Raw genomic sequence first — 25775 nt, 5'->3', positions numbered from 1 at the left:
CCGAAGGATTCCGCATGAAGTTGTTACGTTACGGCCCCAAGGGCCAGGAAAAGCCCGGGCTGCTCGACGGGAGCGGTACCATTCGCGATCTGTCGGGCCACATCGCCGATATCACGCCCGCCGTGCTCTCCAAACAAAGCCTGGCGAAGCTGGCGGCGCTCGATCCGAGCTCGCTGCCCGCCGTGTCCGGCACGCCTCGTTACGGCGTGCCCGTCACCGGCATTTCCAAGTTCATCGCCATCGGTACCAACTTCTCCGACCATGCGCGCGAATCGAATATGCCGATTCCCACCGAGCCGCCGGTGTTCTCCAAGTTTGTTTCATGCCTGAACGGCCCGAACGACGACGTGATGCTGCCCAAGGAAGCGACCAAGGCCGATTGGGAAGTGGAGCTTGGATTTTTCATCGGCAAGGAAGCGAGTCATGTGGCCGAATCCGAAGCGCTCGATTACATCGCCGGCTACGTGCTGGTGAACGACGTAAGCGAGCGGGCCTTCCAGCTCGAGCGCGGTCCGACGTGGGACAAAGGCAAAGGCTTCGACACTTTCGGCCCGGTCGGCCCGTGGCTGGTGACGCCCGATGAAGTCGGCGACGCGCAGAACCTCGACATGTGGCTGGACTTGAACGGCAAGCGCATGCAAACCGGCAACTCGAACACCATGATCTTCAATTGCGCGCAGATCGTGGCTTACCTGAGCCGCTTCGTGACTTTGAAGCCGGGCGACCTGGTGACCACCGGCACACCGCCGGGCGTGGGCCTGGGCCAGAAGCCGACGCCGATCTGGTTGAAGGCGGGCGACACCATGCACCTGGGCATCGACAAGCTCGGCGAACAGAAACAAAAGGTCGTCGCATGGAGCCGGGGCTGATGGCAACAACGATCTACCAGAATCGCTTCGCCGGTCAGACGGCGGTCATCACGGGCGGCGCTTCGGGTGTCGGCCTGGCGCTGGCCGAGCGCTTCACCAAGGAAGGCGCGAAGGTCAGCATCTGGGATCGTGACGCCGAAGGTCTCGAGCAAGCCCGGCAGTCCACCGGCGCGGTTCACATTCAAAAGGTCGATGTTTCGGACGAAGCGCAAGTAGCCCAGGCCGCCAAAGCGTCTTACGAGGCGCTCGGTAAGCGCATCGATATTCTGGTCGCCAGCGCCGGCATTACCGGACCGACGACCACGCTGTGGGAGTATCCGCCGGAAGAATGGCGTCGCGTGATCGACATCAACTTGAACGGTGTGTTCTACACCAACAAGTTCCTCGTGCCCTTCATGAAGGAGCGCGATTACGGGCGCATCGTGAATATTTCCTCGGTGGCCGGCAAGGAAGGCAATCCCAACGCGTCCGCCTACTCGACGTCCAAGGCGGCCGTGATCGGCCTGACCAAGTCGCTCGGTAAGGAGCTGGCGAAAACCGGCATCCGCGTGAACTGCGTGACGCCCGCGACCTTCGCGAGTCCCATTCTGAAGCAGCTGACGCAGGCGCAGATCGATTACATGGTCTCGCGCATTCCCATCGGTCGCGTCGGCGAGATCGACGAAGTCGCGTCGCTGTGCAGCTGGCTCGCGAGCGCGGAGTGCTCCTTCAGCACTGGCGCCACGTTCGATATTTCCGGCGGCCGTACGACGTACTGACCGGTCGGACTGAGGGGGAGCAGTGCAAGTAGTCGATCCACACGTGCATCTGTGGGATCTGGGGCAAGTGCATTTGCCCTGGCTCTCGCCCGCGAGCGTTGCCTACTCCGGTGACAATCGTCTCTTACCGCGCACGTTCACACCTGGTGAGCTGCGCGGCGGAGCGGGGGATATCGAAGTCCTCAAAATCATCAACGTCGAAGCGAATCCGCAGGATCCCGTCGCGGAGACTCGCTGGCTGCAGTCTCTTGCTGATTCGACGGGTTATCCGCAGGGCATTGTCGCGTTGGTGGATCTGTCGAAACCCGACGCCGCAACGGCGTTGGAGGCGCACGCCGAGTCGAAGAATCTGCGCGGCATCCGGCAGATTCTCAACGTGCACTCGAATCCGCTGTACGACTATGTCTCGCGCCACTACATGCAGGAAAGCCAATGGCGCGCCAACCTGCGCCTGCTCGCGAAGCATAAGTTGTCCTTCGACCTGCAGGTCTATCCGTCACAGGTGGCGCTGGCTGCGGAGGTCATCCGCGAGAATCCCGATATTCCTTTCGTCCTGAATCACGCCGGCATGTGGGTGGATCGCACCCTGACGGGCTGGCGCGAATGGCGCGACGGCCTGCGTGTGCTCGCGTCGCTGCCGAATGTCAGCGTGAAGATCAGCGGACTGGTGATGTTCGATCATTACTGGACCGTCGAAAGCCTGCGCCCGAGCGTGCTGGACGCGATCGACGCGTTCGGCGCCGAGCGCGCGTGCTTCGCATCTAATTTCCCCATCGATGGCCTGCACGCCAGCTACGCGGAGCTATGGCACGCGTATGCAAACATCGTGACTGGCTGCTCTCCGCAAGAGCGACGCGCGCTCTTTGTCACCAACGCCGAACGGATCTACCGCGTCTGATGCAAATTCTCCTGGGTGTCATCTACCACTTCATCGGTGGTTTCGCTTCTGCGAGCTTCTATCTGCCGTTCAAGAACGTCCGCCGCTGGTCCTGGGAGACCTACTGGCTGGTGGGCGGCATCGCCTCCTGGCTGATCGCGCCGTGGGTAGCCGCGACGCTCACGGTGCCGGGCTATATGGACATCGTGCGAGCCGCGCCGGATTCGACGGTGTTCTGGACTTACTTCATGGGTCTGCTGTGGGGTATTGGCGGCCTGACGTATGGATTGTCCATGCGCTATCTCGGGTTGTCGCTCGGCGTGTCGGTGGTGCTGGGCTTCTGCTCCGCGTTCGGCGCGCTGATTCCGCCGATCTATCGCGACATCGCTGGGTTGGAAGGAGAAACATTCTCCGGCCTCATGGCCGATACGGGCGGGCAACTGGTCGTGCTCGGCGTGTTCGTGTGCCTCATCGGCATCGCCATCTGCGGCCGCGCCGGTGTGATGAAAGAGCGTGAGCTTTCGCCCGCTGAGAAAACAGCGTCGGTGCAGGAGTTCGCGCTGGCGCGCGGTCTTACGGTGGCCGTGATCTCGGGCATCCTCAGCGCGTGCTTCAACTTCGGCCTGGAGGCCGGTAAGCCCATGGCGCAAATGGCTGAAGTCGCCGGGGCCAACCCGCTGTTCCGGAACAACGTCGTATTCGTGGTGGTGTTGTGGGGCGGCCTCACGACCAACCTGCTGTGGTGTCTGGTGCTTGCGGCCCGCAATAGTTCGTTCTCGGATTACACCAACAAGGAAGCGCCGCTGGCGGGCAACTATCTGTTCGCGCTGGTCGCGGGCACGACCTGGTTCCTGCAGTTCTTTTTCTACGGCATGGGCGAGAGCAAGCTGTCGAACGGCGCGGCGTCGTGGATCCTGCACATGGCGTTCATCATCGCGCTCGGCAATCTGTGGGGCCTGTTATTGAAGGAATGGCGTGGCGTGAGCAAGGCCACACTGGCGACCGTGTTCCTCGGCATCGGCGTGCTGCTGCTGTCGGTCGTGATCGTGGGGTACGGTAATGCGCTCTGAGTCGGCAGTTCCCACGTTCGAGGAGATCGATAGCAGCACGCGAGTGGGCCGGCAGCGCTGGGTGATCTGCGGCCTGCTGTTCATCGCGACCGTCATCAACTATGTCGACCGGCAGATCCTCGGCATCTTGAAGCCGGTGCTGTCCAAAGAGTTCCAGTGGAGCGAAGTCGACTACGCCAACATCGTGTTCTGGTTCCAGGCAGCGTATGCGGTGGCGTATGTCGTGTGGGGCCGCACGGTCGATCGCGTCGGCGCGCGTTGGGGCTATTTCGTCGCGTTTGCGATCTGGCAAGTGGCGCATATCGCGCATGCCGGTGCGAGCAGCGTTGCGCACTTCATCGCAGCTCGCGTGGCGCTCGGCGTCGGCGAGGCGGGAAGTTTTCCAGCCGGACTGAAGGCTGTAACCGAGTGGTTTCCTAAACGCGAGCGCGCTTTTGCCACCGGTGTCTTCAATGCGGGCTCCAATGTCGGCGCCATCATCACGCCGCTGATCATCCCGAGCATCACGGTTGCTCTGGGCTGGCAGGCCGCCTTTGTGATCACCGGCGTGGTCAGTTTGTTGTGGCTGGCGGTGTGGCTGATGTTTTATCGCGCGCCACGGCTGAACAAGCGCGTGGGTGCGGCCGAGCTGGCGCACATCGAGAGCGATCCGCCCGATCCGCCGATGCAGCAGGTCGGTTGGGGCACGGTGCTGCGTAAGAAGGAGACCTGGGCCTTTGCCACGGCGAAGTTCCTGACGGACCCGATCTGGTGGATGTTTCTGTTCTGGCTGCCGGACTTTTTCGCCAAGACTTACAACCTCGATCTCAAGAGCTATGGACCCCCGCTGGTGGTGGTTTATCTGCTGGCGGACGTCGGCAGCATCGCGGGTGGCTGGTTCTCGCTGAAGCTGATTCGCGGCGGTCGGTCGATCAATGTTGCTCGCAAGACCGCGATGCTGGTCTGTGCGTTGATGGTCACGCCGATGTTCTTCGCGCAGCAGGTGAGCTCGCTGTGGCTTGCGGTGCTGATCGTGGGCCTTGCGGCCGCGGCCCATCAGGGCTTCTCGGCCAACTTATTCACGATTCCAGGTGACGTGTTCCCGCGCCGTGCGGTGGGCTCAGTCATCGGCATCGGCGGCATGTTCGGCGCGCTCGGCGGCATGCTGATGGCGAAGTACGTCGGTTATGTGCTCGAGCAGCTCGGGACCTATACGCCGATGTTCATCATCGCGGGTACGGTTTATCTGGTCGCATTGCTGGTGATCCATCTCTTGTCGCCGCGGCTGCAAGAGGTCGATGTGAAATGAAGATCACGCGTTCACATCCCCGCGAGCGACACACAGATCATAGGAGACTTCAATCATGTCGATACAGCGTCGTTCCCTCCTGCAAGCTCTGGCCGCGACGCCTGTGGCGCTTCCCGCGCTGACGGGTGCGAGTGCGTCGCTCGCTTCCCGGAGCAGCGCCGCGGCCAGCATCGCGCCGAAGCAGGCGAACACCCATCAGGTGAAGGATTTCGGCGCGAAAGGCGATGGCAAGACGCTCGATACAAAAGCGATCCAGGCCGCCATCGACGCCGCGGCCCAAACCAAAGGAACGGTGCTCTTCGACGGCGGCGCCTATCGCACGGGCGCTTTGTTTCTGAAAGCCGGCATGACCTTCAAGGTCGATCAGGGCGTCCGACTGCTCGGCTCGCAGAACATCGACGACTACCCGATGTTGCCGACTCGGATCGCCGGCATCGAGATGACCTGGCCCGCCGCGCTGATCAATGTCTACAAGGAACGCGATGTGAAGCTCACCGGCGACGGCATCATCGACGGCGACGGTAAAGTGTTCTGGGACAGCTATTGGGCCAAGCGCCGCGAGTACGATCCCAAGGGCATTCGCTGGGCCGCCGACTACGACTGCCGCCGGCCGCGCCTGATTCAACTCTTCGAAGCCGACAACGTCCGCATCGAAAATCTGTCGATGTATCGTTCCGGGTTCTGGACGGTGCACATCTGCTATTCGCAGAACATCGAGGTCTACAACGTCATCATCCGCAACAACGAGGGCGGTCGCGGCCCGAGCACCGACGGCATCGACATCGATTCCTCGCGCAAGGTGCTGGTGGAGAAGGCAGACATCACTTGCAACGACGACGCGCTGTGCATGAAGGCGGGGCGCGATGCCGACGGTCTGCGGGTCGCACGGCCGACGGAAGATATCGTCATTCGCGATTGCGTCGTCCGCGATGCAGCCGCTGGCGTGACATTCGGCAGTGAAACCTCCGGCGGCTTCAGAAACATCAAAGTCTCGAACATCAAGGTCTATCACCCGACGCCGGTCGGCATCCTGTTCAAGTCGGCGCAGACCCGCGGCGGCAACATTTCCGGCATCGAGATCTCCGACATCTTCACGCAGGACGTCCCGACCGTCATGCGCGTGAATTTGAATTGGTACCCGGCCTACAGCTACGCGAAGATTCCGGACGGCATCAAAGAGTATCCCGATTACTGGAAGACGCTCTCCACGCCAGTGCCGAAGCAGAAAGGCATTCCGCAGCTGAGCGACGTGTACATTCACGACGTGAAGGCGGTGGGTGGCAAGACGGCATTCGAGATTTCCGCGTATCCGGAGAAGCCGCTGAAGAACTTCCGCTTCGAGCGATTGCATCTCGACACGTGGGCTGCGGGCAGCATCGCGAACGCGGACAACTTCACGTTCAACGACGTGACCATCCTGTCGCTGGATGGCAAGACGGTCGACGTCAAACAATCCACGAATATCCGGGGGCTCTGATGAGTCGCATGACAAAAATTAGCTCGCCTCTGAGCTTGGCAGTGCTCGCCGCGCTGAGTTGTATGACGACTGCGCAAGCGAGCGAAGCTAAAGAAGAACGGCTGATCGCGTTCCCGGGCGCGGAAGGCTTTGGCCGCTTCACGCAAGGAGGTCGTGGCGGCAAGGTCTATAAGGTCGCCAATTTGAATGACGCCGGTCCTGGCTCGCTGCGTGCGGCGGTGGAAGCGGAAGGGCCGCGCATCGTGGTGTTCGACGTCGACGGAACGATTCGTCTCAAGAGCCCGCTGCAGATCCGCAACGACTTCATCACCATCGCCGGCCAATCCGTTCCCGGCGGCGGCATCACGCTGCGGGACTATCCACTGCAGATCAGCGCGAACGAAGTCATCGTCCGTTACATCCGCGCCAGACTGGGTGATGAGATGAAGCTCGAATCCGATGCGCTGTCCGTCGGCCAGGGTCGCAACATCGTCATCGACCATTGTTCGGTGAGCTGGTCCAACGACGAGACGCTGTCGGTGACGCAGCGAGTTGAAAAAGGGATCAAACATCTGACCGACGTGACCGTTCAGTGGTCGATCATCTCCGAATCCCTGAACGATGCCGGCCATCAGAAAGGGCAGCACGGCTACGGCAGTTTGATTCAAGGGTCGTACGGCGCGCGATATTCGTTCCATCACAACTTGTGGGCGCACCACGAAGCTCGCATGCCACGCATCGGCAACTACGCCGGCGCGAAAGACGATCCGGAAGGCATCGTCATGGATTTCAGGAACAACGTTTTCTACAACTGGGGTCCGGGCGCGACCACGGACTTCTACAACTGGAAGCCGGGACTGGAGCGCGGCTACAACATGGATCCGTTTTACGGCAGGCCCGACAACACGTCGCGCTTCGCCGCCGGCGCGGATCTGAACAGCAACGCCAATACGCGCTCGAACTTCGTCAACAACTGGTATCAGCAGGGTTCGGCGACGGGCGGGCCGGTGGCGCTGTATATCCGCAACGCCAGCGGCAAGACCCACTTCTCGGGCAACTATATGGACGGCAAGCTGGTGCAGGACCAGTGGTCGCTGGTCGTCACCTCGCAAAAGCCCGAGGTGTTCAAGACGGAGAAGCCGTTCGAGTTCGGGCCGGTGAGGACCGAGTCAGCGCCTGATGCTTATAAGAGCGTGCTCGCGTTCGCGGGTGCGTCCAAAGAGCGGGATGCGGTGGACGTGCGAGTGGTGGACTCGGTCATTAAGGACACTGGCAAGCTGATCAACAGCCAAAAGGAAGTCGGTGGCTGGCCCGACATCCGGACGGCCGCCGCGCCCTCGGACGCGGACGGCGACGGTATGTCGGACGCGTGGGAGAAGTCACATCGACTGAACCCGAACGACGCGTCCGATGCGTCGCTCGCATCCAAGGGCGGTTATACGAACATCGAGCTGTATCTAAACAGCCTCGTTCGTTAGTCCCGCCGCAAGCGTCAGGGCAGGGCGCGGAAGCCTTCTGCCCTGACCACCCAACCTTCCTTCGGGAATCCAGGCGCGTCGCCCGACGCGCCATCCCAACCTCCCGCCATCATGCCCACGGCAAGCAGCAAGCCGCCGTTGGAGGGGAAGTATGTTTCTGCCGCGCGTGTGTAGCCCGGCCCATCGGGTCCGACGGGCTTGGCTGCTCCTTCGGCGGTGGGCACGAAACTATCCGCATGTTCGTCGAGGTGAACACGCGGCGTCATGCCGCTCGATCCAAACTGATTGTTCTTGGCGTCGAACAGCAGGAAGTTTACTGCCGTCTCCGGCTCGTTGAGGCGCGCGGCTGTCATCGCGATCAGCGGGTAATCCCAGCCCCAGGTCTGTCGCAGATCCCAATGTTTCTGGACCGCGGCGAGCGTGCGCTTCATGGTCGGCTGATCGACGCCAGCGCCAGGCAACAGACCGAGCGCACCCAGGAACGACGGATGATCGCGGTTGAAACATTCCGGTCTGGTCTTGCCGTTCGAGCACTCCGCGCTGCGGGCCTGATCCCACAACGAGGGGAACGATTCCGTCGCGAGATACAGCCCGTCCTTCACGGGCAGCGGCGACAACTTGGCGAGCACGCGATCCCAGTCGGGATTGCGAGGCTCACTGAGACGTTCACGCCATTGCTGGGCCGTGGTCAAGCCGAAGCGGAAGTATTCGAGCTCGAACGTCGGGTTGAACGTCTCGAGCGGAGAAAACACTTCCTGCGCGGGAATGATCGGCGGACCTAAAACATACTGGCCGCGCTTCTGGTCGAAATGCGGGAAGGACGCGAGCAGGTCGGCCGTCTCCGAGACCAGCTCCCGGTATTTGGTCAAGGTTTCACGAGTCGGCTTGGCGCGATAGAGCAGCTCCGCCATGTAAATCGGATGCGGCTGCTGCCACATGATGAAGGGCGACACCTTGCTCGGGCTGTTGCGTCCCTCCGGGCCCACCATCTTCGGCCACCACGCGCCGCGTACATCGTGTCGAGCCGCTCGCTTCTTGGCATCGGGCAAGTGATCCAGATACCAGGACATGCTGCGTTCGAGCAGCTCCGGCCGGCCCCACAGCGCGAACTGAGCCGAGTGCCACAAGTGCATCTCCAGGTGGAACTTGCCGTTCCAGCTGTTGGAGAACAGACCCTCTTCCTGCGGCGGCACCGTGCCGGCGCCATTCAAAGCCATCAAATACTGAGACAACACGACGCGACGTTCGAGCTCGGCCGCTCGTGGATCGGTGCTGCCGGAGAAATCCACCGCCGCGCCTTTGGTCCAGTAATCGCGCCAGTGGCTCGCGACATCCCGGTTCGCCACAGCGGCAGTCGGCAACGGCTGCGCGATCGTTTCCGGAGCAAACGCCACCATCAGTGTGAGGCTGTTGGGCTTGCCGGCAGGCAGGATGCGATAGCTATGCGGACCGGCAGGCGCAAAAGTCACATCGCTGTCGGCGCGTGCGACGGCGTGATAGCGGGTGTCATCGAGGATGCGATCCAGGGTCAGTTGGCGGGCGTCACGCTTGCGCTCGATGGTCTGATGTTTGTCTGGACGATTCCAATCGGCGGGATCGGGATTGAGCTTGGCCGACACACCCGGGAACTTCAGATCGACGCCAAGCTGACCACGCGCCAGCAGGGGCGAGGTCAGCTCCACCATGATCATGTCCAGGGTCGGATGCACACGGGTCCGCACCTGGACTTCGTTGCCGTCGAAGGTGAAGCGGCTCTGCAGAGAGCCGCTCCAGAGATCCAAGGTCTGTTGTGTGTTGCTGAGGTCGGCGAACTTCGCTGTTTTGCCGTCGCTCGACTTCAGATGCAGGCTCAATCGCCCGAGCGAGAACCGATGGGGGTTCTCGCGCAGCCAGGCAATCGCGGGCTTGGCCGCATCCTTCCAGTCGGAGTAGTAGGCGTAAGGATATTTCTTGCCGCGTACATCGATCAGCGTCTCACCGTCGGATTCCTTGAAGCCTTGCGGATTGGGAAAGCTGTGCCAGGCCCATTGAGCCTGGGTCATGAGCGGAACGAGCGCCGAGTACTGATCCTGAAACGTCTGCAGGCCCGTGATATCGGCCGTGAAGGCAATGTTGCCGTTGCCGACCATGAGCGGCGCGGACGGATCGATGCTGGTCAGCTCGGGATTGTGACGGTTAGTGAGCGCCTGACGATCGATCGGCTGCTTGGGAGCAGCCGTCGACGATGTCTGCGCGGATGTTCGATTGTCAGGGGCCGCATTCGCTTTGGCGATCTCCACGGCGTACACGTGCGTCGGTCCGTGCATGTTGGAGCGGAACACCACCCACTTCTGATCCGGCGTGAATGTGACATTGGGCTCGAGCCGGTAGTCGTGGTTCTTCATGTTGACCAGCCTCTCGGCCTCGAAGTGCCCGCCGTGGATCAGGTTCTGCTTCGACACTGGACCGGTCGCGAGATTTTTGGACACGACCGGACGGAACAGATAAATCCACTTACCGTCCTTGGCCTGCGCGACCTGCACTTCGTCGCCGCCGTCGCCGGCGAACATGGTGCCGTCGGCGTTGACGTTGTAATGGATGGACCACTGATCGCGCGTCAGGTTGTACCAGGTGCGCTCGTGAGTCTCGAGGTTGTAGCCCGCCACCCAGAACACGCCACTGCGCGGCGTCTGCAAGTCGTACCAGATGGTCTTGCCGTCTTTGGAGAAGAATTCGTGGCCGGCGATCTCCATGTGCATGGTGCGCTCATGGACTTTGGTGAGCTGCGAGCCGTCGGTGCGGATGGTCCACAACCGGTCGACTTCGTGCCACGGACCTTCATGGCAGAACATGATGAGCGTCGGATCGGTGGGCGAGAACTGCAAATGGTTCAACCAATCGCGGGCGGTGTGCACGCTCTTGATCTCGCCGGTGGCGATGTTGACCGTGAAGATCGTGCGCTCGAGCCGCTGCTCGAACACCTGACGAATGCGCAGGCCGCGCGCCTGGTGATACGTAATGGGCTTGCCGTCCGGCCCGTATTGCTGCTCCTTGGGCGGCGCGCCCACCTGGACCTCTTCGCCATTGACCCACGAGCCGAGCAGTAAAGTTTCGTCGGCGTTCACCGTGTTGAGATTGCCGCGCGGGATCTTGGCGATCTTGCGCGTCTTCAGCGTGTTCATGTTGGTCGCGTAGACCCAGCGCGCCTTGCTGTCCTTTTCGTCCTGGCGCGTGTAATACACGTTGCCGCTCTTTCGGCCGGTCACCATCACTCGCACGTCGCCTTTGGCGATCGGCGTGATCTTGCGAGTCTCCAGATCGATGGTCGCGAGGCCGTCCTTGGTTGTGACAATGAGTTTCTTGCCGTCGGGCGAATAGCTGTTTTGATGGAAATACAGGCTCGCCGTGCCGGGCTCCTTGGAGAGCCGGACCACGCGATGAGCGGTGTCCTGGTCGATCCATTCGGTCGGCGGCTCCTGGTCGGCCGCGCGTGCCGGCAGTGTGCCGGCAAACATCATGGTCAACATCGTGAGCGTCGCGCTCAGACTGGTTCGCATCGATTACCTCCGTGCGCGTCGCATTGACGCTTTCGAGTTATAAAAAATAAGATGGCGGAATGATCACGACCCGCACACGACTTGTGAGTGCGCTCGCCGTGCAATGGTTCCTGCTGTGGCCATTGTTGGCAGCGAGTCAAACAATGGCGCCCGTTACCGTCGAGCAGGTTCGAGCCGGATTTCAGGCGCCGCCCGACGATGCGCGCGCCATGATGCGCTGGTGGTGGTTCGGCCCCGCCGTCAGCAAACCCGAGTTGAAGCGTGAGATCGCCGCGATGAGAGCAGGGGGCTTCGGCGGTTTCGAGATTCAGCCGGTGTATCCGCTGTCGCTCGACGATCCCAATACCGGGCTGCGCAATCTCACGTATCTGTCGGATGAATTCATCGACGCCGTGCGCTTCGCGGCGCAGGAAGGGCGCGTGCAGGGGCTCCGTGTAGATATGACGCTCGGCAGCGGCTGGCCTTTCGGCGGCCCGCATGTGCCCGTGACGCAGGCGGCGTCGCAGATTCGAATGGAAAAGCTGTTGCTCGCACCGGGCGAAGTTTCTTTGCCGACGCCGCGCGTCGGTCCGGGAGAAAAGCTGCTCGCTGCATTCATCGGCGATGGCGGCCTCGACAGCATCCAAACCAAAACGCTCAAGCAACTGCCGATGCCCACGGGCCCGCGCGTGCAGATCGATGCCAACTCGACCACCGAACGCACGGTGCTGTTCTTTCTGCAGAGTCGCACCGGCCAGCAGGTGAAACGACCCGGCATCGGCGGCGAAGGCTTCGTGCTCGATCACATGAGCCGCGCGGCCATCGACAATCATCTCGGCGCGGTCGGCGACCGCTTGATGCAAGCTTTCGGCGAGCAGCCGCCCGCCGCGGTCTTCAGCGACAGCCTCGAAGTGTATCGGGCCGATTGGACGGACGATCTGCTCGATGAATTCAAACGTCGCCGCGGCTATGACTTGCTGCCGTTCCTGCCGGCGTTGTTTCTCGAGACGGACGAGCGGGCGGCCGGCGTTCGCCACGACTGGGGGCAGACGCTTTCGGAGCTGGTCGACGAGCGCTATCTCATGCCCGCCAACGACTGGGCGAAAAAACATCGCACCAAGTTCCGCTCGCAAACATACGGGTTCCCGCCTGTGACGCTGTCGAGCAATGCGCTCGTCGCGTTGCCCGAAGGCGAGGGCCATGAATGGCGCGCTTTCTCGACCACCCGCTGGGCGACATCCGCGAGTCATCTGTTCGATCGGCAAGTCACGTCCGCCGAAGCGTTTACCTGGCTGCATTCGCCATCGTTCCGCGCCACGCCGCTCGACATGAAGGCCGAGGCGGACGTGTTGTTCCTTCAAGGCATCAATCAGCTCATCGGCCATGGCTGGCCGTACACGCCGCCCGGCGTTGCCGAGCCGGGCTGGAGCCTGTACGCCGCCGCCGTGTTCAGCGATCAGAACCCCTGGTGGATTGCGATGCCCGACATCTCGCGTTATTTGCAGCGAGTGAGCTACGTCTTGCGCCAGGGCCGCCCGGCCAACGACGTCGCGATCCTGCTGCCGACCAACGATGCGTGGGCCGCGACCAAGCCGGGGCGCGCCACTGTCAGCGACGAAGTGAAGAACTTCGTGACGCCGGCGCTGACGGCGCAGCTGCTGGATGCGGGCTATGGCTTCGACTACATCGACGCAGCTTCGCTCGACAAAGCGTCCCGCTATCGCGTCCTCGTGCTGCCGAACCTGTCGCGCATCGACGTGATTGCATATCAAAAGGTCGAGCAGTTTGCTCGCTTGGGCGGCGTGGTCCTCGTGGTCGGCAAGCCGCCCGCGTTGGCTGCGGGCCATCGCTCCGCCGATGTGATGGCCATGCAGATCGAGGCGACCACGCAGAGATTGTTGAGGACACGGGCGCGCACGAGGGTTGTCGCAGAGAATGAGCTGGGCGCAGCGCTGCGAAAGCTGCTTGCGCCCGATCTGCTGCTCGATCGGCAGCAGCCGGCGGTCGGATTCATCCGTCGCAAGCTGGAGAACGCCGATATCTACTTTGTCGCCAACACGACCAACCAGTCTGTCACTGCGGAGGCGAGATTCCGTGAGGGGCGCAACCGGCCCGCGCAGCTGTGGAATCCAATGACGGGCGCGACGATGACGCTCGCGGGCGAGGAGGTGACGCTCAAGCTCGCTCCGTACGAGTCCACCGTCGTGGTGTTCGGAGCCAAGGCTGGGCGTGAAAGCTCCCCAAACCGCTCCAGAACCGTCATCGCGGATATTTCCAACGACTGGCAGGTCGAGTTTGCGCCTCTGCAATTGCAGCGGACCGAGAACAAACTCACTTCCTGGACCGACGATGCGAAGACTCGCTATTACTCCGGCGTCGCCTCGTACAAGCGTGCCTTCGAGGTCGCGAAGCTCGACGCTCGTTTCGTTCTGAGCCTGGGAGAGGGCATGCCCGTGCCGTTCGATGAGAAACAACGAGGCGGCCGCGCCTGGCTGGAAAGCCCGGTGCGCGAAGCTGCCGAGGTCTACGTAAATGGGCAGCGCGCCGGATCGATCTGGGCGCCGCCCTACGAGCTCGACATCACTCGCTATGTGAGAGGAGGGAGCAACAACATCGAGCTGCGCGTCGGCAATCTCGCCATCAACACGTTGGCCGGTCGCACGGCGCCGGACTATCGGCTGCTCAACCTGCGCTTTGGCGAGCGCTTCCAGCCTCAGGACATGGAGAACCTGCAGCCGCTGCCGGCCGGTCTGATCGGCGCCAGCCCGATCACGGTGTTGGCGGAGCGGCCGTCGCATTGATCTCGACGCGGACCGGCGCGGCCAGCCGCGCCGCTTTGGCAATCAGATAGTTGTTCCAGCTGGCCGCCGTCGTGATCTTTCCCGCCGGCTTCCAGGCGCCGCCGGCGAAGTAGCGAATCGTTTCGCCCGGTTTGACCTTCACCAGCAGCAAGCTGTCAGGCCGTCCCTTGGCAGGCGGCGTCGTGCGCGCGAAGCCGGCGAGCTTCGTTTCGGGCGCGAGCATGATGGCGCTGCCGAGCTCGTCGTGAGAGGGGTGATCGTTGTACTGCTCCCAAAGCGAAATGAACTTGCCTTGCTCGTTGCGCGTGGCTGCGACATTCGCTTTGGAAGGATGCTCGGTGAGGCCGACCGCGACGGTGACTGTACCGTCCGATCCGGGAGCAGGAGTGAAGTCGAACGTGCTGCGGATCTCGTCGAGCTGCTGACCGGCATCCACGATAAAACGTTTGGTCTCGCTCACCTTGACGCCATTGCCTGCATCCCAGGGTTCATAGCCGAGCTCGAAAATCGCGCGCAGTGGACCGTTGGCGTAGATGTGATACTTGCGCCAGTTGCTGGAGACGGACAGCTGCTGCCCGTTCCAGATGCCGACGCCGCCCACGCCGCGATTGGTGCCGACTTCGTAGAAGTCCAAACCTTCGCCAGTGTCGGCGTGCAGGCCGTCATGGCCCTTGCGATACCAGCGATCGAGCACGAGGTAGGGCACTTTCTTGGTCCATAGATCGAGCCCGCTGCTCGTCATCTGATCGGGTTTGGCGCTCGGTAACTCCAACGCGGGGCCGTAGGCGCGGTGCGCGGTGAGATCGTTTTCCCAAGCGATGTCGTCCCAACGTTCGGGCACATAGCCCGCCCACACTTTGCTCGGGAACGGAGGCTGCGGCGTCGCCGTGGTTTCAATGGTCAATACGGCGCGCTGCTCGCCAGGGGCGAAGTCGTGCTGGAAGATCAAATCGTCATAGTGGGCCGGACCCCGATGAATGTGTTTCATCGCAGTGACCTGCGAAGTCACCACCGAGCCTTTCGAATCCCGCACGATCACTTGATCGAAAGCAACGTCGGGCAGAGCTTTCTTCACTTCCGTATAGGGAATGACGATGGTCTCGGCGGGCCGCGCCAGCTTGCCATCGTTGTGAAGCACGATAGTCGCTTTGCCGGCGAGGGCGGCGGAGGCATGCAAACTCAGAACGGCGGCAATCGCGCTGGCGAGGCCAGCGGTGACACGGCGCGCGCTCATCGGAGCAACGCCGCCGCGGTCCACAGCATCGGCGCCTGACCATGCAGATCGCCAGTCCGTCGTGGCCGGTCGAAGTAAAACTTCTTCTGCACCTCGAGGTCCGGTCCGACTTCGTTGGATGCTTTGTTGGTGCCCACGACGACCTCCTTGATATTCGCGGCTGAATCGACGTACTGCACGAGTCCGAGCCAGGCCTTGCGAGCGGCGGGGCCGTAGGTGTTCGCGTCCAGCCAGCCGCGCTTCACGCCTTCGACCATCGCGAAGGCGAACATAGCGCTGCCGGAAGTTTCCGGCCAGAAGTCCGGCTGCTCGATGAGCTGCAACCACAGACCGTCGGCACTTTGATACTTGAGCAGGCCGGCCATCATCAGCTTGTAGCTTTTCATGATGCGGGCGTAGTTGGGATGTTCGGGCGGCAACACCGACAGCACTTCCGCCATGCCGGCGGCGACCCAGCCGTTGCCGCGGCCCCAGTAGAAGGGCGAGTCGGGGCTGTGCAGGAACAGGCCGCTCGGCTGCTGCAACTTATCCAGATACGCCACCATGGTCATGGAAACGCGATCCAGATATTTCAGATCCTTGGTGGCGCGATAAGCCTGCACCTGGAGCACGGGCAGCATGTACAGATCGTCGGCCCAGTAACGTGCTTCGGTAGTGATGCCATCGGGCGTGGTGGTCGCCCACTGCTTATCGGCGTAATCGCGCCCGAGGTCCAGATATTTCTGCTCGTTGTTGAGCATGTAGATTTCCAAAGGCACGACACCGGTGATGCGGTAGTCGACGTGCGCGCGCGGACTCAGGCGGCGCGCGCCTTCGGGTGTCAGGAACTGATCGAACTTTCCGATCAGCTGCTGTTTGAGCGACTCATCCTTGCTGAGATCGGCGATTTCCAACGCTCCGTACCACACGCAGATTTCTGGATAGATGATCCAACGGTGAAACGAATTGATCTGGAAATCGAAGTTGCGCGCGACCCAGTTGTTCGCGATGCGACGGCCCACCGTCGCGGGATCCGCCTCCGCGGGCCAATCGCTGAAGTATTTTTCAGCGGACCCTGGAGGGGCCTGAACGGGCGCGCCCTGGGAGGCAAGGATGGGGGCCGTACAGCCCCCCAGCATCGATACGCTCGATATGAGCGCCACCAGCAATCCAATCTTGCGTGTAGCTTTCATGCGCGCCCGTTCAGACAAAACAAAGTGATTAATACGTCCAGCGTACGCCGAGCAGGATCTCGCGACCCGTGTGGCGATAGCGGGAGACCAGGTTGTAGTCGCCCACATAAGCGTCCGTGTACTCGTCGGTCAGGTTCAAACCTTCCAGCGAGAGCGTCAGGTCCTCGGTGACGTTATAAGAGACGGATGCGTCGATGGTGGTCGCATCGTTCACGCCTTCCTCCGAGTTGCCGTTGCCGCCCGGGAACGCTGTCAGATACTCGCCGCGGAACGCCGAGGAAACGCGCGCGCTGAACTTCTCAGTCTCGTAGTACAGCGTCGCGTTCCACGCGTTGTTCGACAGGTCCCGGAGGTCGTTACGCAGCCCGCCATCGTATTTGACGGCGGACTCGATGTACGTGTAGTTGCCGGTGAAGCCGAAGTTGCTGAGCGCGCCCGGCAGGAACGTGAAGGGCTGCTGATACTGCAACTCGATGCCGCGGATCCAGCCACCCTCGCCATTGATCATGCGCGACACCTCATAGGAGGTCGACGGATCGTTGCCGCCGGCCAGTTCGATCGGCAAGCCGGTCTGGCTGAAGGGAATGCCGTCCGTGTCGCGAACGCTGAAAGACTTGATGTCCTTGTAGAACAAGGCGGCGCCGACCAACGCTTCGTCGGTGAAGTACCACTCCACGCCCAGGTCGTAGTTGGTGGCGCGGAACGGATTGAGCAGCGGATTGCCGAAACGGATGGTGCGCGACGTGTTGTCGATGTTGCCGCCGGGAGTCAGGTCACCCAGGTTCGGACGCGCCATCACCTTGGCCACGGCCGCGCGAACGATCAAGTCATCGGTGGCTTCGAGCGCCAGATTCAGCGAGGGCAGGGTATCGGTGTAGTCGTTTTCGACTTTCGCCACCTGCGACTCCGTGGGGCTGAGCTGGAGGATGCCTACTGAAGTCACGTCCGTCTGCGCGTAGCGAACGCCGGCGGAGCCACGCAGCGGCATCGCGAACACGTCATATTCGAAGTCGAGGGCCACGAACGCGCTGGCGTCGTCTTCCTGCACGTTGCGAGTGTCGGTGCCAGAAACATTGAGGGCGTAGAACGGGTCGGTGAACAAGCCCACGTAGCCCGCCGATTTCCAAACATCCGGCACGATGTAATTGCGGTCCGAGCCGGCCGGAATAGCCATGTCGCGGCCGATCGGCAGGTTGCGGGCGATGGCGCCCACGCCGACCAGCTGGCGGGCTGCCGCCAGGTCGCCGCCGGAGGAGAAGTCCTGCATATCGACTTCGAAACTCTTGACCAGCGCGCCGCCCTTCACGGTGAGGTTGTCGTTCAAGTCGTACTCCACCGCGAACTTGGCGGTGTCGTAACTGTTGACGATGGAGCTCTCGCGACGGCGGGCGGCGACCAGCGTCCACAGGTCGGGATTGGTCATGTCGATACCGTGCACTAGGAGCGGGAAGCGGCTGTTGTTGCGGAAGTCGTAGGTGTAGCCATCGACGTCGGCCGCATCGTATGCGAAGGAGAAGTTATACGGCGTATCCAGATCGTTTTCGCTGGTGCCGACCAGCGCGTTCATGCGGAAGCGGTCGGTGAACTCGTGCGTGCCGCTGAGCGTGAACTGGTGATATTTGGTGATGTGCCGCTCGAAGCCGTTCTCGGAGCGCAGATCGACATTGTCGAACACGCCGTAAACCAGGTTGCCGTTGCCGTCGATCTGGTAATCGCGCACGACTGTTTCGTTGATGCCTTCGGCGTTGAAGCGGCTGAAGGAGATCGAGCCGGCGTTCGCGTTCTCGGTCTGGCTGCTGTAGTAGGCGTACAGCGCATCGAGATTGATCTGCGTCTTCTCGGTCGGCGCCCACTGCAGAGCGCCGGTCAGACCGTAGCGCTTCTGCTCGAGCAAGCTCTCGGCGTAGCGCGGAATGCGCGGATGAAAGGATCGATTGACCGCGTCGATTTCGGCCTGCGAGGTACAAGGAATACAGCCGGCGTAGTTGCCTCTGGGGCTGAATGCCTGGTCGGGACTGATGCGCGAGCGCTCGAACGCCGCCGTGCCGTTGTCCTCCCAACGCGTGGTGCCGAAGCCTTCGTCGAAGGGATTGCGCTCGCTATAGGCCGCGGAGAACAGTGCGCCGAACGTCTTGCCCTCGTTCGCCCAGCTGATGAGGCCGGCGGCGCGAGGATTGGTGTCCTCGGTCACATCGTTGTAGCTGGCCTGGCCGGACAGCGCCGTCTTGAAGCCGTCGAAATCGAAGGGCCGCGCCGTCTGCAAGTCGACCGTGGCGCCGAGCGAGCCTTCGTCGAGGTCCGCTGACTGTGTCTTGCGAACGACGATGCTCTGGAACAGTTCGGACGCAAACACGTTAAAATCGAAGCCGCGGCCGCGGTTGCCCGTTGTGCCGGCAACAGTCTCCATGCCGTTGATGTTGGTGCGGGTGAAATCGCCACCCAGACCGCGGACTGTGATGGTGCGGCCCTGGCCGCCTTCGCGATTGATGGTCACGCCGGGAATGCGCTGGATGGATTCGGCGAGGTTCAGATCGGGAAAGTCCGCGATGTCCTCGGCCAGGATGGCGTCGACTGCGCCGACTTCCGCGCGCTTGGCTTCGAGCGCCTGATTGAGGCTCATGCGATAGCCGGTGACGACGATTTCCTCGGGCTGCGCCTGTTGAGCCGAGTCCTGGGACGACGGCTGGTTCGCCTGTTGCGCCAGAGCCTGTGACATCACGGCTGTGGACAAAGCAGCGGTGATGGCGGAGCGGACAGCCACACGCACGAGGCTGCGATTCGAAGACTGGAGCACTATCAATCCCCCTGACCTTGGATGACTCAACAATCGACTGCGTCGAGTTTACGAATCCCATAATATGAAACTCGATTTCACATTAGGGTATTAGCAATTGACACCGGTGGCAAGTGCGCGGACACGGGCGCGCCTTGGCAGTCGTGCAGCCAGGGAAATGGTTTATGAAGCTTTATTTAGCGAGCGGAACGCTCATTAATAAGGAAAGCGGAAGGCTCAGCGCAGCGTCACGTTGTGGTGCTGCCCATCCTCGACGTTGAGGCTCATCAGCCGACCGCTGCGATCGAACAGCACCCATTCGTGGCCGACGGCGCGAATGGCTGGTGCGATCTGGCCGGGCCAGCGGACACGCGCGCGAAGCTCGCCGCTCGTCAGCAGTATCCAGTGCACTTCGTAACCATCTGCCGCCGGAAAACTGATCACCAGCCAATCGGCGTCGGTCCACAGCGCCAGTGGAGCTTCGGGCAAGGTCCGTAAGCGATAGTCGAATTTGCCGCCGAAGCGGTTCCACTCCACGTGTAGCACGAGCTCGTCGGAAGCGAGCGGCTCCATCGCGACTTCGACGATGCCTCGGGTCGAATTCAGCAGACGCATCTTGCCTTCCGCGTCGGGCACAAGGTCACGCGAGAGCAGGCGACGCTGCGGCAGTTGGTAGATCCATTGTTCCATGCCTTTGTCTTTCAGCATGACCAAGGCGTGCTCCAGATGCATGGCGCTGGTCAGTGCGACCACGGGGCCCGGCAGGTCGGCGACCTGCCAGACGACTTCTCGCAGCGACTGTTGTGTGTCCAGCACCTGCAGGCGATTGCCGCGCGCAATGGACCAATTCACGCCGTCGAAGTAATTACCAAAGCGATCGAGCTCGCCCAAGCCCAGGTCGACAATGTTTCTTTGCGCGAGGTCGATGCGGCTGACCCGCCATAATGATTCACGACGCGCCAGGGCCAGCGCCATTTGCCGGCTTTGCGAGACGACCAGACATTGCGCCGGAATTGCGAATTGAGCGCGCGTTCGGCCGCTGCCATCGATCACGAAAGCGCCAGCCTCGCCGAGCGCGATCAGATAACGCTGATCGTGTAGCGGCACGGCGTCGAGGATGGGGTGTGCGCCGGTCGTCGCCGGTCCTTCCAGTTCCACGACATCGCCATGTTTTGCAAGAGGAGTCCGCTGCAAGACTGGCCAGTCCCGCGTCGGCAAGTCAGCCTCCAGCAGCCGGTCGCCCGAGAGACTCACGAGCTGCTGGAGAGCGTTCCGATCGAAGCGACGGTGACCGTGGGCGTGATCGACGATCACCATCGGCGCGACGATGGCGGCGAATTCGGGAGGGACGTCGCCTCGCTCCATGGCGAGCAGCGCTTCGGCCAGATTCGCGCGGTCGGCCCACAAGAGGGGATCGCTGCGCAGGTCCTGCAAGTAATCGGAATATTTGTCCAACGTGTCCGGTAGCAGCACGGCGCGTTGCAGAAGCGCGCGGGCAGCCAGTCTGCCGCCGGCTGCCTCGGCCGTGAGCAACCATTCCGTGGCTTCCGATCGCAGCGATGCATCCGGCCACACGGCCTCGACCGCGCCGAGCCAATCGCCCTGCTGCGTCAACATCGCGCCCCATTCGATCCGCAAACGTCGGGCGGCGGCGGGCGCTTTCTTTTCCAGCTGCAAGACGGCGCCGGCAAACGCCTTGTCGCGACGAGCGACCGCGATGGCTCGTTGCCAGTTGTCGGCCAGGCAGTACAAACGCACGATGACGTCGGACGGCATGTCCCAACCCAACGCCAGCTCGGCCGCTTGTTCGAGGCGCTGATGTTTTTCCAGATAGTCCAGGGCTTCTTGCTTGGCGTTCAGCAGCTCGGCGAGCACGAACACGGCTTCGTCGATGCGGCCTTCGCGATCCAGCTTGTCGAAAGCCTTGCGATACAACGTGCGCAGGTGCTGTTCCAAGGCGTCGCCCAGATTCAATGTCGCGGTCGGCCCACCCCCAGACGACAATGTGAGATCTTGCCGCGCCTGTGGCGTGCCGAACGCCTGCCCGAGCGATTCGCCGCCGAGCGGAATGGCGTGGCGCAGCGCTTCATCCAGCTTGCCGTCCTCGAACAGGCCGAGCATGCGACGCATGTATCGGGCCTGCGCACGCCCAACCAGGCGCCCGAGCTGCGACGCCATCAGCCAGCGCGCCAGCACCTGTCGCCAGCGCTGCGGTTGTGTTTGTTTGCTCCGTCGCGCCGGCATCTGGTCCTGCGTCGCGCTCTCGACGATCTTGCTGACGATCACGGGCACGATCCGTCGTGCGCCGAGCAGCGGAAGAACAATAGCTGCGAGGATCGCTACCACCAGCAGCAATGGGAGCATGTCCGGTGCGGCTCGACTCAGATTGCCGAGCACGACGATCACGAGGGTGCATTTGATAATGAACGAGAACGAGAAGCCGTCGGAACCGGACGTTTCGCCCGTCCTCGTCATGCGACTGGAACGTTTCCCTTGCTCGGGCCGCTTGGCCTTGCGTAACGCGTCGATGAACTTTGCTTGCTCGGCGCTGGCGGGCGGCACGGCGTCGCCCAGCACTTCACGCAATGGGCGCGCTTCCAGATCCAGCACGATCGGCGTGGGCGGCGGTGTGGTGCAATCGTATGTTTCATGCAGCGTCAGCCGTCCGATATCCAGCCAGGCGGCAGGATCGAGCGGCACGGCGTCGCGCGTATGTAGTGCTAGAACTTCCGCGCCCAGCACGATGAGTACGTCGCCGTCGGGCGCAGCAGCGCGCTCCTGATCGGTGAGCGCAGCGGAGCAGAGGACGCGGCCCTGTTGTCGCAACGGCCAACCGGGCAGCCAATGACAATCCATATCAATGGCGGTCGCGTAACACAGCAAGTCGCCGCGAGGAAAGCGCATCGCTCTCGCGCCGGGCCGCCAGCATGAAACAATGCGTCGCGCCTGTGTCGTCGGATCGAACCAATCCGCGGGAAACCAGACCGCCGCGACGGATTGCCACCCTCGCAGCGTGGGCTGCTGCACGCGTACGGTGGATGTATCAGGCGCTTGCATGATTCCCACGTCCGGTAGGCATGCAGAGGCGCAGCTCCTGAGTGGCTGCGGAGAACGCAATCAGTTGCCGGTCGATGGTCAGCATGGCCACCAGCCCGCTGTTTGGACACACCGAATGAGACAGGATCCGCGAGGGTGCGGTGTAAAGCACTTCGTGGGAGCCGTCGACCGAGTGCATGCGCAAGTTGTTACTATCCAACGTGAGCAATCCGACGCGGCGACCCTGGTCGCGCAACACGCCGATCACGCGAAGCTCGCTCGACATACGTGCGAGGTACGCCTCGCTTGGTGCATTCCAATTACAAATGCGCCAGCTGTCCGAGGCTATCCGCACGGCGCAGAAGCAGCCGCGGCCGAAGAAAACTTCCGCGTCGGGCGGTGCTTCACATAGCGTTCTTACATCGTGCGGCGAACCTATCACGCCGATCCGGGTGAACCACACGTTGTTGTCCGCGTACCAAGCAAAAGCCGCCAGATCCTGGCTGATCTGCACGAGCGCCAGCGTGTCCGCTTGCACCAGGTGCAGTTCGGGTTCGGCCGTGATCTCGCGTTTGTTTTTAATGGCTGCATCCCATCGCACCAGGCGTCTGGAATGGTCGATGACGCAAATACGATGCGATTGCGCGCCACGCAACCAGATTGAGGGCAACCACGCCGCGGTGTTGCCGGGCGCATGTAACTGTTCTTGAGGAGGAAAGGGCTGGATGACCATGTTGGTTGGCCAGAAACGCAGCCGATTCGGATCGGCGATCAGCACGCCCAGGCCCTTTCCCACCAGGGCTGCGGCCAACGCCGAGTAGCCATAGCTCCATCGTTGCAGCCGCGGCGCCGGCGAGCGGTCGATGGATGATTTCGGGACGTGAAGCACCGAAGCCGCCGGCTCGTCGCGCAAAGCGACGGCGATGCGCGTGCCGTCGTAAGAAATGATCGGCGGTCGTTGCAGCGCTACTGCATTCGGCTCGCCCGTGCTCGGTTGCGGGGCCAGAGGCGCGCCGAACGAGCCTCGCAGCAACAGAAGGGTCGCCTCCTGTTTGGGCAACGGCAGTGAGATTCTTCGCTCCGCGCCTCGCTCCAGCAGCGACACGTCGAGCGCTTTGCCGTCCAGGGCCTTGCGTAAGTGGACGCGATGGGTGAAGGCGGTCCCGCTCACATCTAAATGAGGTGAGCCGATCAGCCAGCGCTCGCCGTTCGCGCTGTCGGATTCATCGATCGACGCACGCCACTTTTCCAGATGAGTTGCGTCCGGCGTCGTGAACGATCGTTTCGCGAGCAGCGCTCGCAGATATTGAACGTCTGCCGCGCCCATCAACTCGCCAGGCGTCTGCAACACGCCCCAGCGCATCTCGCCCCCGGCTTGCACCGCTCGTCGGGCCAGCAGAATCCACAATGCAATGTGGCCCAGACGAGGCGCGCCGAGTTGTAATGGGCCGGCATCGAACAACGCGACGAGCGTTCGCTGCGCGCGGCGTCGGCTCGGGCGCGGCGAGAGAAATATATGTTCGCCGCTCACTGCCCGACGCAGGAACTCGTCCGGAACCTCGTCGGCGAGCAACCATTCAGTGGCGAGCAAACGCTCGTAAGGACCTCGCGAGCGCAGATCGTCGAGCCCTTGCCAGTCAGGCTCGCCGCCCTGGTCCTGACCTCGGAAGGGACCGAACAGCGGCTGCAAACGTTGCAGCAGCGAGCCCACGTCCGCCGCCAGGTCCGGCGCGAACCATTTCAGCCAGGCGCTCCATGGCGTGAGCGCATCCGGCAGCGATGTCACGACGCTTGCCATTGCTCGGAGATGCGTGCGAGGACTTGGGGAGTGATGGCCAGCAGACGATCGAGCGGAATGACCGCGTCGGGCTCGTGCCACAACAACAGAGGTTGGCGTGCGTGCCGCTGCTGTAACGCTCGTGAGAGCAGATCATGTGGCGCGTCCGGCCGCATCAAGGTCGGCCGCCACAACGTGGGCGCGTCGGCCGAGGCGGCTGCATAAGAAACTCCGGGCGCCCACGGCAGATCTTCGGCCGGGCCGGTGACGACGAGCACGTCACGATTGGCAGTGGCGTACAAACGTTTCTGGATGTGATCGGGCAACTGCCCGAGTCGGGCGTGCAGCGAGCGGGACGCTGCATGCCAAGCCACGACCGCGCGCGGCTCGGGTGGCGATGGATCGAGTTGCCATCGCCAGGGGAGCGAATCGTTCAGATTCACGCGGGCGCCACCATCAGACGCATCAGCTTCGCGCGCAGTTCGCTGAGCTGCGGAGGCATGCCTTCCAAGGTGAAGTTCGCATCGATCTCACGCAGCACCGATTCGACCTGCTTCGCGGAATCCGCTGACGTTGTAGTGAGCAATGCCCGCGCTGTTTCTTCCAATCGGCTGGCGCGAGACATCGGCTGCATCGTGGCTTCTTCCACGGCGCTGAAAAGATGTGGATGAGCGCAGTTGGCCAGCAACGACGCGAGCACTTCGCGGGCGTTGAGCTGTGCTTCCTTGGTCGGAATCGCGTAGAGCAGCGGCCACAAATCCTGCTCGCCGGCTTCCAGACGTCCGGCCAACACGGCCGCGGCAGCAATCAATCGCTGCGATTTAACGATGCGTCGATCCGAGAGGTGAATGCCGGCCTGGCGCAGTTTGCGGATCGCGTTGGCGAGCGCCGGGCGCGCGCCGTCCAGCTGCACCTCCGTCAAATGCCGGGACAATGTATCCATGTGCGCCAACCCGCCCGCTGGCAGCACCGGCGTTTGATCCGAGCGCCAGCCGGCGCTCAGCATGGCTTCGAGGTGATGGTCCGGCAGCGGCTCGATGAAGGCGTGCAACAGGAAACGATCGCCAAACGCGCTGAGCGCCTCGTCTTCCGGCAAACCATTGGCTGCGCCCACGCACACGCGCAGCGGACATTGAACTTGCGTGTGACCGCGACGGAAGCGTCGCTCGTTGAGAATGGTCAGCAGCGTGTTGAGGATGGCGGTGGAGCCCAGAAACACTTCGTCCAGGAACGCGACATCCGCTTCGGGCAGCATGCCGGTCACGTCGGTTTCGACGGTGCCTTCGCGCAGCTTCTTCAGATCCACCGCGCCGAACAGTTCAGAAGGTTCCGTGAACCGGCCGAGCAGATATTCGAAGTAACTTCCGCCCAGCGCCTGGGCCACTCGTCTGACCACCGCGCTCTTGCCCGTGCCGGGCGGGCCGATGACCAGCAGATGTTCCTGGGCGACGGCCGCCAGCACGATCAATTCAGCCAGTTGCTCGCGTCCGATCAGGCCCTCCGTCGCGGTCCGGATGGTATGGCGCAGGTGACGGGCGGCGTCCTGAAGAGCGAGGGTGCTTGCAGAGTGAGTCATTCGCAGGCTCGTTGGCAGGCCAGCGCCGGACGATACCCGAAACCGGTGCAAATTTGCGGCACTGGCCCGCAGGCTGAGACGCGCTCGTCAGACGT

The 25775-nt window shown here is 62.4% G+C and carries 16 protein-coding genes; 8 read left to right on the top strand and 8 right to left on the bottom strand.

Annotation, left to right across the window (positions count from 1 at the left end):
• The first annotated feature begins 14 nt into the window (after positions 1-14).
• The 7 genes from VGD45_RS00685 (at position 15) to VGD45_RS00655 (ending at position 7796) form a co-directional block, all read left to right on the top strand.
• Positions 15-869 carry a fumarylacetoacetate hydrolase family protein gene (locus tag VGD45_RS00685; RefSeq protein ID WP_331153334.1) on the top strand — a complete coding sequence of 285 codons (855 nt, stop codon included), beginning with the start codon at positions 15-17 and terminating at the stop codon, positions 867-869.
• Complete coding sequence (locus tag VGD45_RS00680) at positions 869-1627, top strand: SDR family NAD(P)-dependent oxidoreductase (RefSeq protein ID WP_331153333.1); 759 nt, start codon at positions 869-871, stop codon at positions 1625-1627. Before VGD45_RS00685 ends, VGD45_RS00680 begins: the two co-directional genes overlap by 1 nt.
• Positions 1628-1649: 22 nt before the next feature.
• Positions 1650-2525 (top strand): amidohydrolase family protein, encoded by an 876-nt coding sequence (locus VGD45_RS00675; RefSeq protein ID WP_331153332.1) that lies wholly within the window; start codon positions 1650-1652, stop codon positions 2523-2525.
• Positions 2525-3574, top strand: coding sequence for an L-rhamnose/proton symporter RhaT (gene rhaT / locus VGD45_RS00670; protein WP_331153331.1), 1050 nt, complete (start codon positions 2525-2527; stop codon positions 3572-3574). Before VGD45_RS00675 ends, rhaT begins: the two co-directional genes overlap by 1 nt.
• On the top strand, positions 3564-4862 hold the full coding sequence (locus VGD45_RS00665) for an MFS transporter (RefSeq protein WP_331153330.1): 1299 nt from the start codon (positions 3564-3566) through the stop codon (positions 4860-4862). The genes rhaT and VGD45_RS00665 overlap by 11 nt, the downstream gene beginning before the upstream one ends.
• A gap of 55 nt (positions 4863-4917) precedes the next feature.
• On the top strand, positions 4918-6339 hold the full coding sequence (locus VGD45_RS00660; RefSeq protein WP_331153329.1) for a glycoside hydrolase family 28 protein: 1422 nt from the start codon (positions 4918-4920) through the stop codon (positions 6337-6339).
• Between the two features lie 62 nt (positions 6340-6401).
• Complete coding sequence (locus tag VGD45_RS00655; protein ID WP_331153328.1) at positions 6402-7796, top strand: hypothetical protein; 1395 nt, start codon at positions 6402-6404, stop codon at positions 7794-7796.
• Between the two features lie 14 nt (positions 7797-7810).
• Here the strand turns inward: VGD45_RS00655 and VGD45_RS00650 are convergent, their stop codons facing one another.
• Entirely contained in the window at positions 7811-11332 is a 3522-nt protein-coding gene (locus tag VGD45_RS00650) for an oligogalacturonate lyase family protein (RefSeq protein WP_331153327.1), read from the bottom strand.
• 59 nt (positions 11333-11391) lie between these two features.
• On the opposite strand from VGD45_RS00650, the gene VGD45_RS00645 reads away from it, so the two are divergent.
• On the top strand, positions 11392-14112 hold the full coding sequence (locus VGD45_RS00645; protein ID WP_331153326.1) for a glycosyl hydrolase: 2721 nt from the start codon (positions 11392-11394) through the stop codon (positions 14110-14112).
• Here VGD45_RS00645 and VGD45_RS00640 read toward each other — a convergent pair.
• The 7 genes from VGD45_RS00640 to VGD45_RS00610 form a co-directional block, all read right to left on the bottom strand.
• Positions 14081-15346, bottom strand: a complete 1266-nt coding sequence (locus tag VGD45_RS00640; RefSeq protein WP_331153325.1) for a DUF4861 family protein — start codon at positions 15344-15346, stop codon at positions 14081-14083. The two genes, VGD45_RS00645 and VGD45_RS00640, sit on opposite strands and share 32 nt — an antisense overlap.
• Entirely contained in the window at positions 15343-16518 is a 1176-nt protein-coding gene (locus VGD45_RS00635) for a glycoside hydrolase family 88/105 protein (RefSeq protein ID WP_331153324.1), read from the bottom strand. The genes VGD45_RS00640 and VGD45_RS00635 overlap by 4 nt, the downstream gene beginning before the upstream one ends.
• A 28-nt stretch (positions 16519-16546) precedes the next feature.
• The gene (locus VGD45_RS00630; RefSeq protein WP_331153323.1) at positions 16547-19312 is read right to left on the bottom strand and encodes a TonB-dependent receptor; all 2766 of its coding nucleotides are present in this window, start codon (positions 19310-19312) and stop codon (positions 16547-16549) included.
• Between the two features lie 216 nt (positions 19313-19528).
• Positions 19529-22348 carry a bpX6 domain-containing protein gene (locus VGD45_RS00625; protein ID WP_331153322.1) on the bottom strand — a complete coding sequence of 940 codons (2820 nt, stop codon included), beginning with the start codon at positions 22346-22348 and terminating at the stop codon, positions 19529-19531.
• Positions 22335-24125, bottom strand: a complete 1791-nt coding sequence (locus tag VGD45_RS00620) for a hypothetical protein (protein WP_331153321.1) — start codon at positions 24123-24125, stop codon at positions 22335-22337. The genes VGD45_RS00625 and VGD45_RS00620 overlap by 14 nt, the downstream gene beginning before the upstream one ends.
• Positions 24110-24547 (bottom strand): hypothetical protein, encoded by a 438-nt coding sequence (locus VGD45_RS00615; protein WP_331153320.1) that lies wholly within the window; start codon positions 24545-24547, stop codon positions 24110-24112. Before VGD45_RS00615 ends, VGD45_RS00620 begins: the two co-directional genes overlap by 16 nt.
• Complete coding sequence (locus VGD45_RS00610; protein WP_331153319.1) at positions 24544-25680, bottom strand: AAA family ATPase; 1137 nt, start codon at positions 25678-25680, stop codon at positions 24544-24546. Before VGD45_RS00610 ends, VGD45_RS00615 begins: the two co-directional genes overlap by 4 nt.
• Between the last annotated feature and the right edge of the window lie 95 nt (positions 25681-25775).

The sequence above is a fragment of the Steroidobacter sp. genome (assembly GCF_036402275.1).
Lineage (GTDB): Bacteria > Pseudomonadota > Gammaproteobacteria > Steroidobacterales > Steroidobacteraceae > Steroidobacter.
This window is presented reverse-complemented; position numbering and strand designations above follow the sequence as displayed.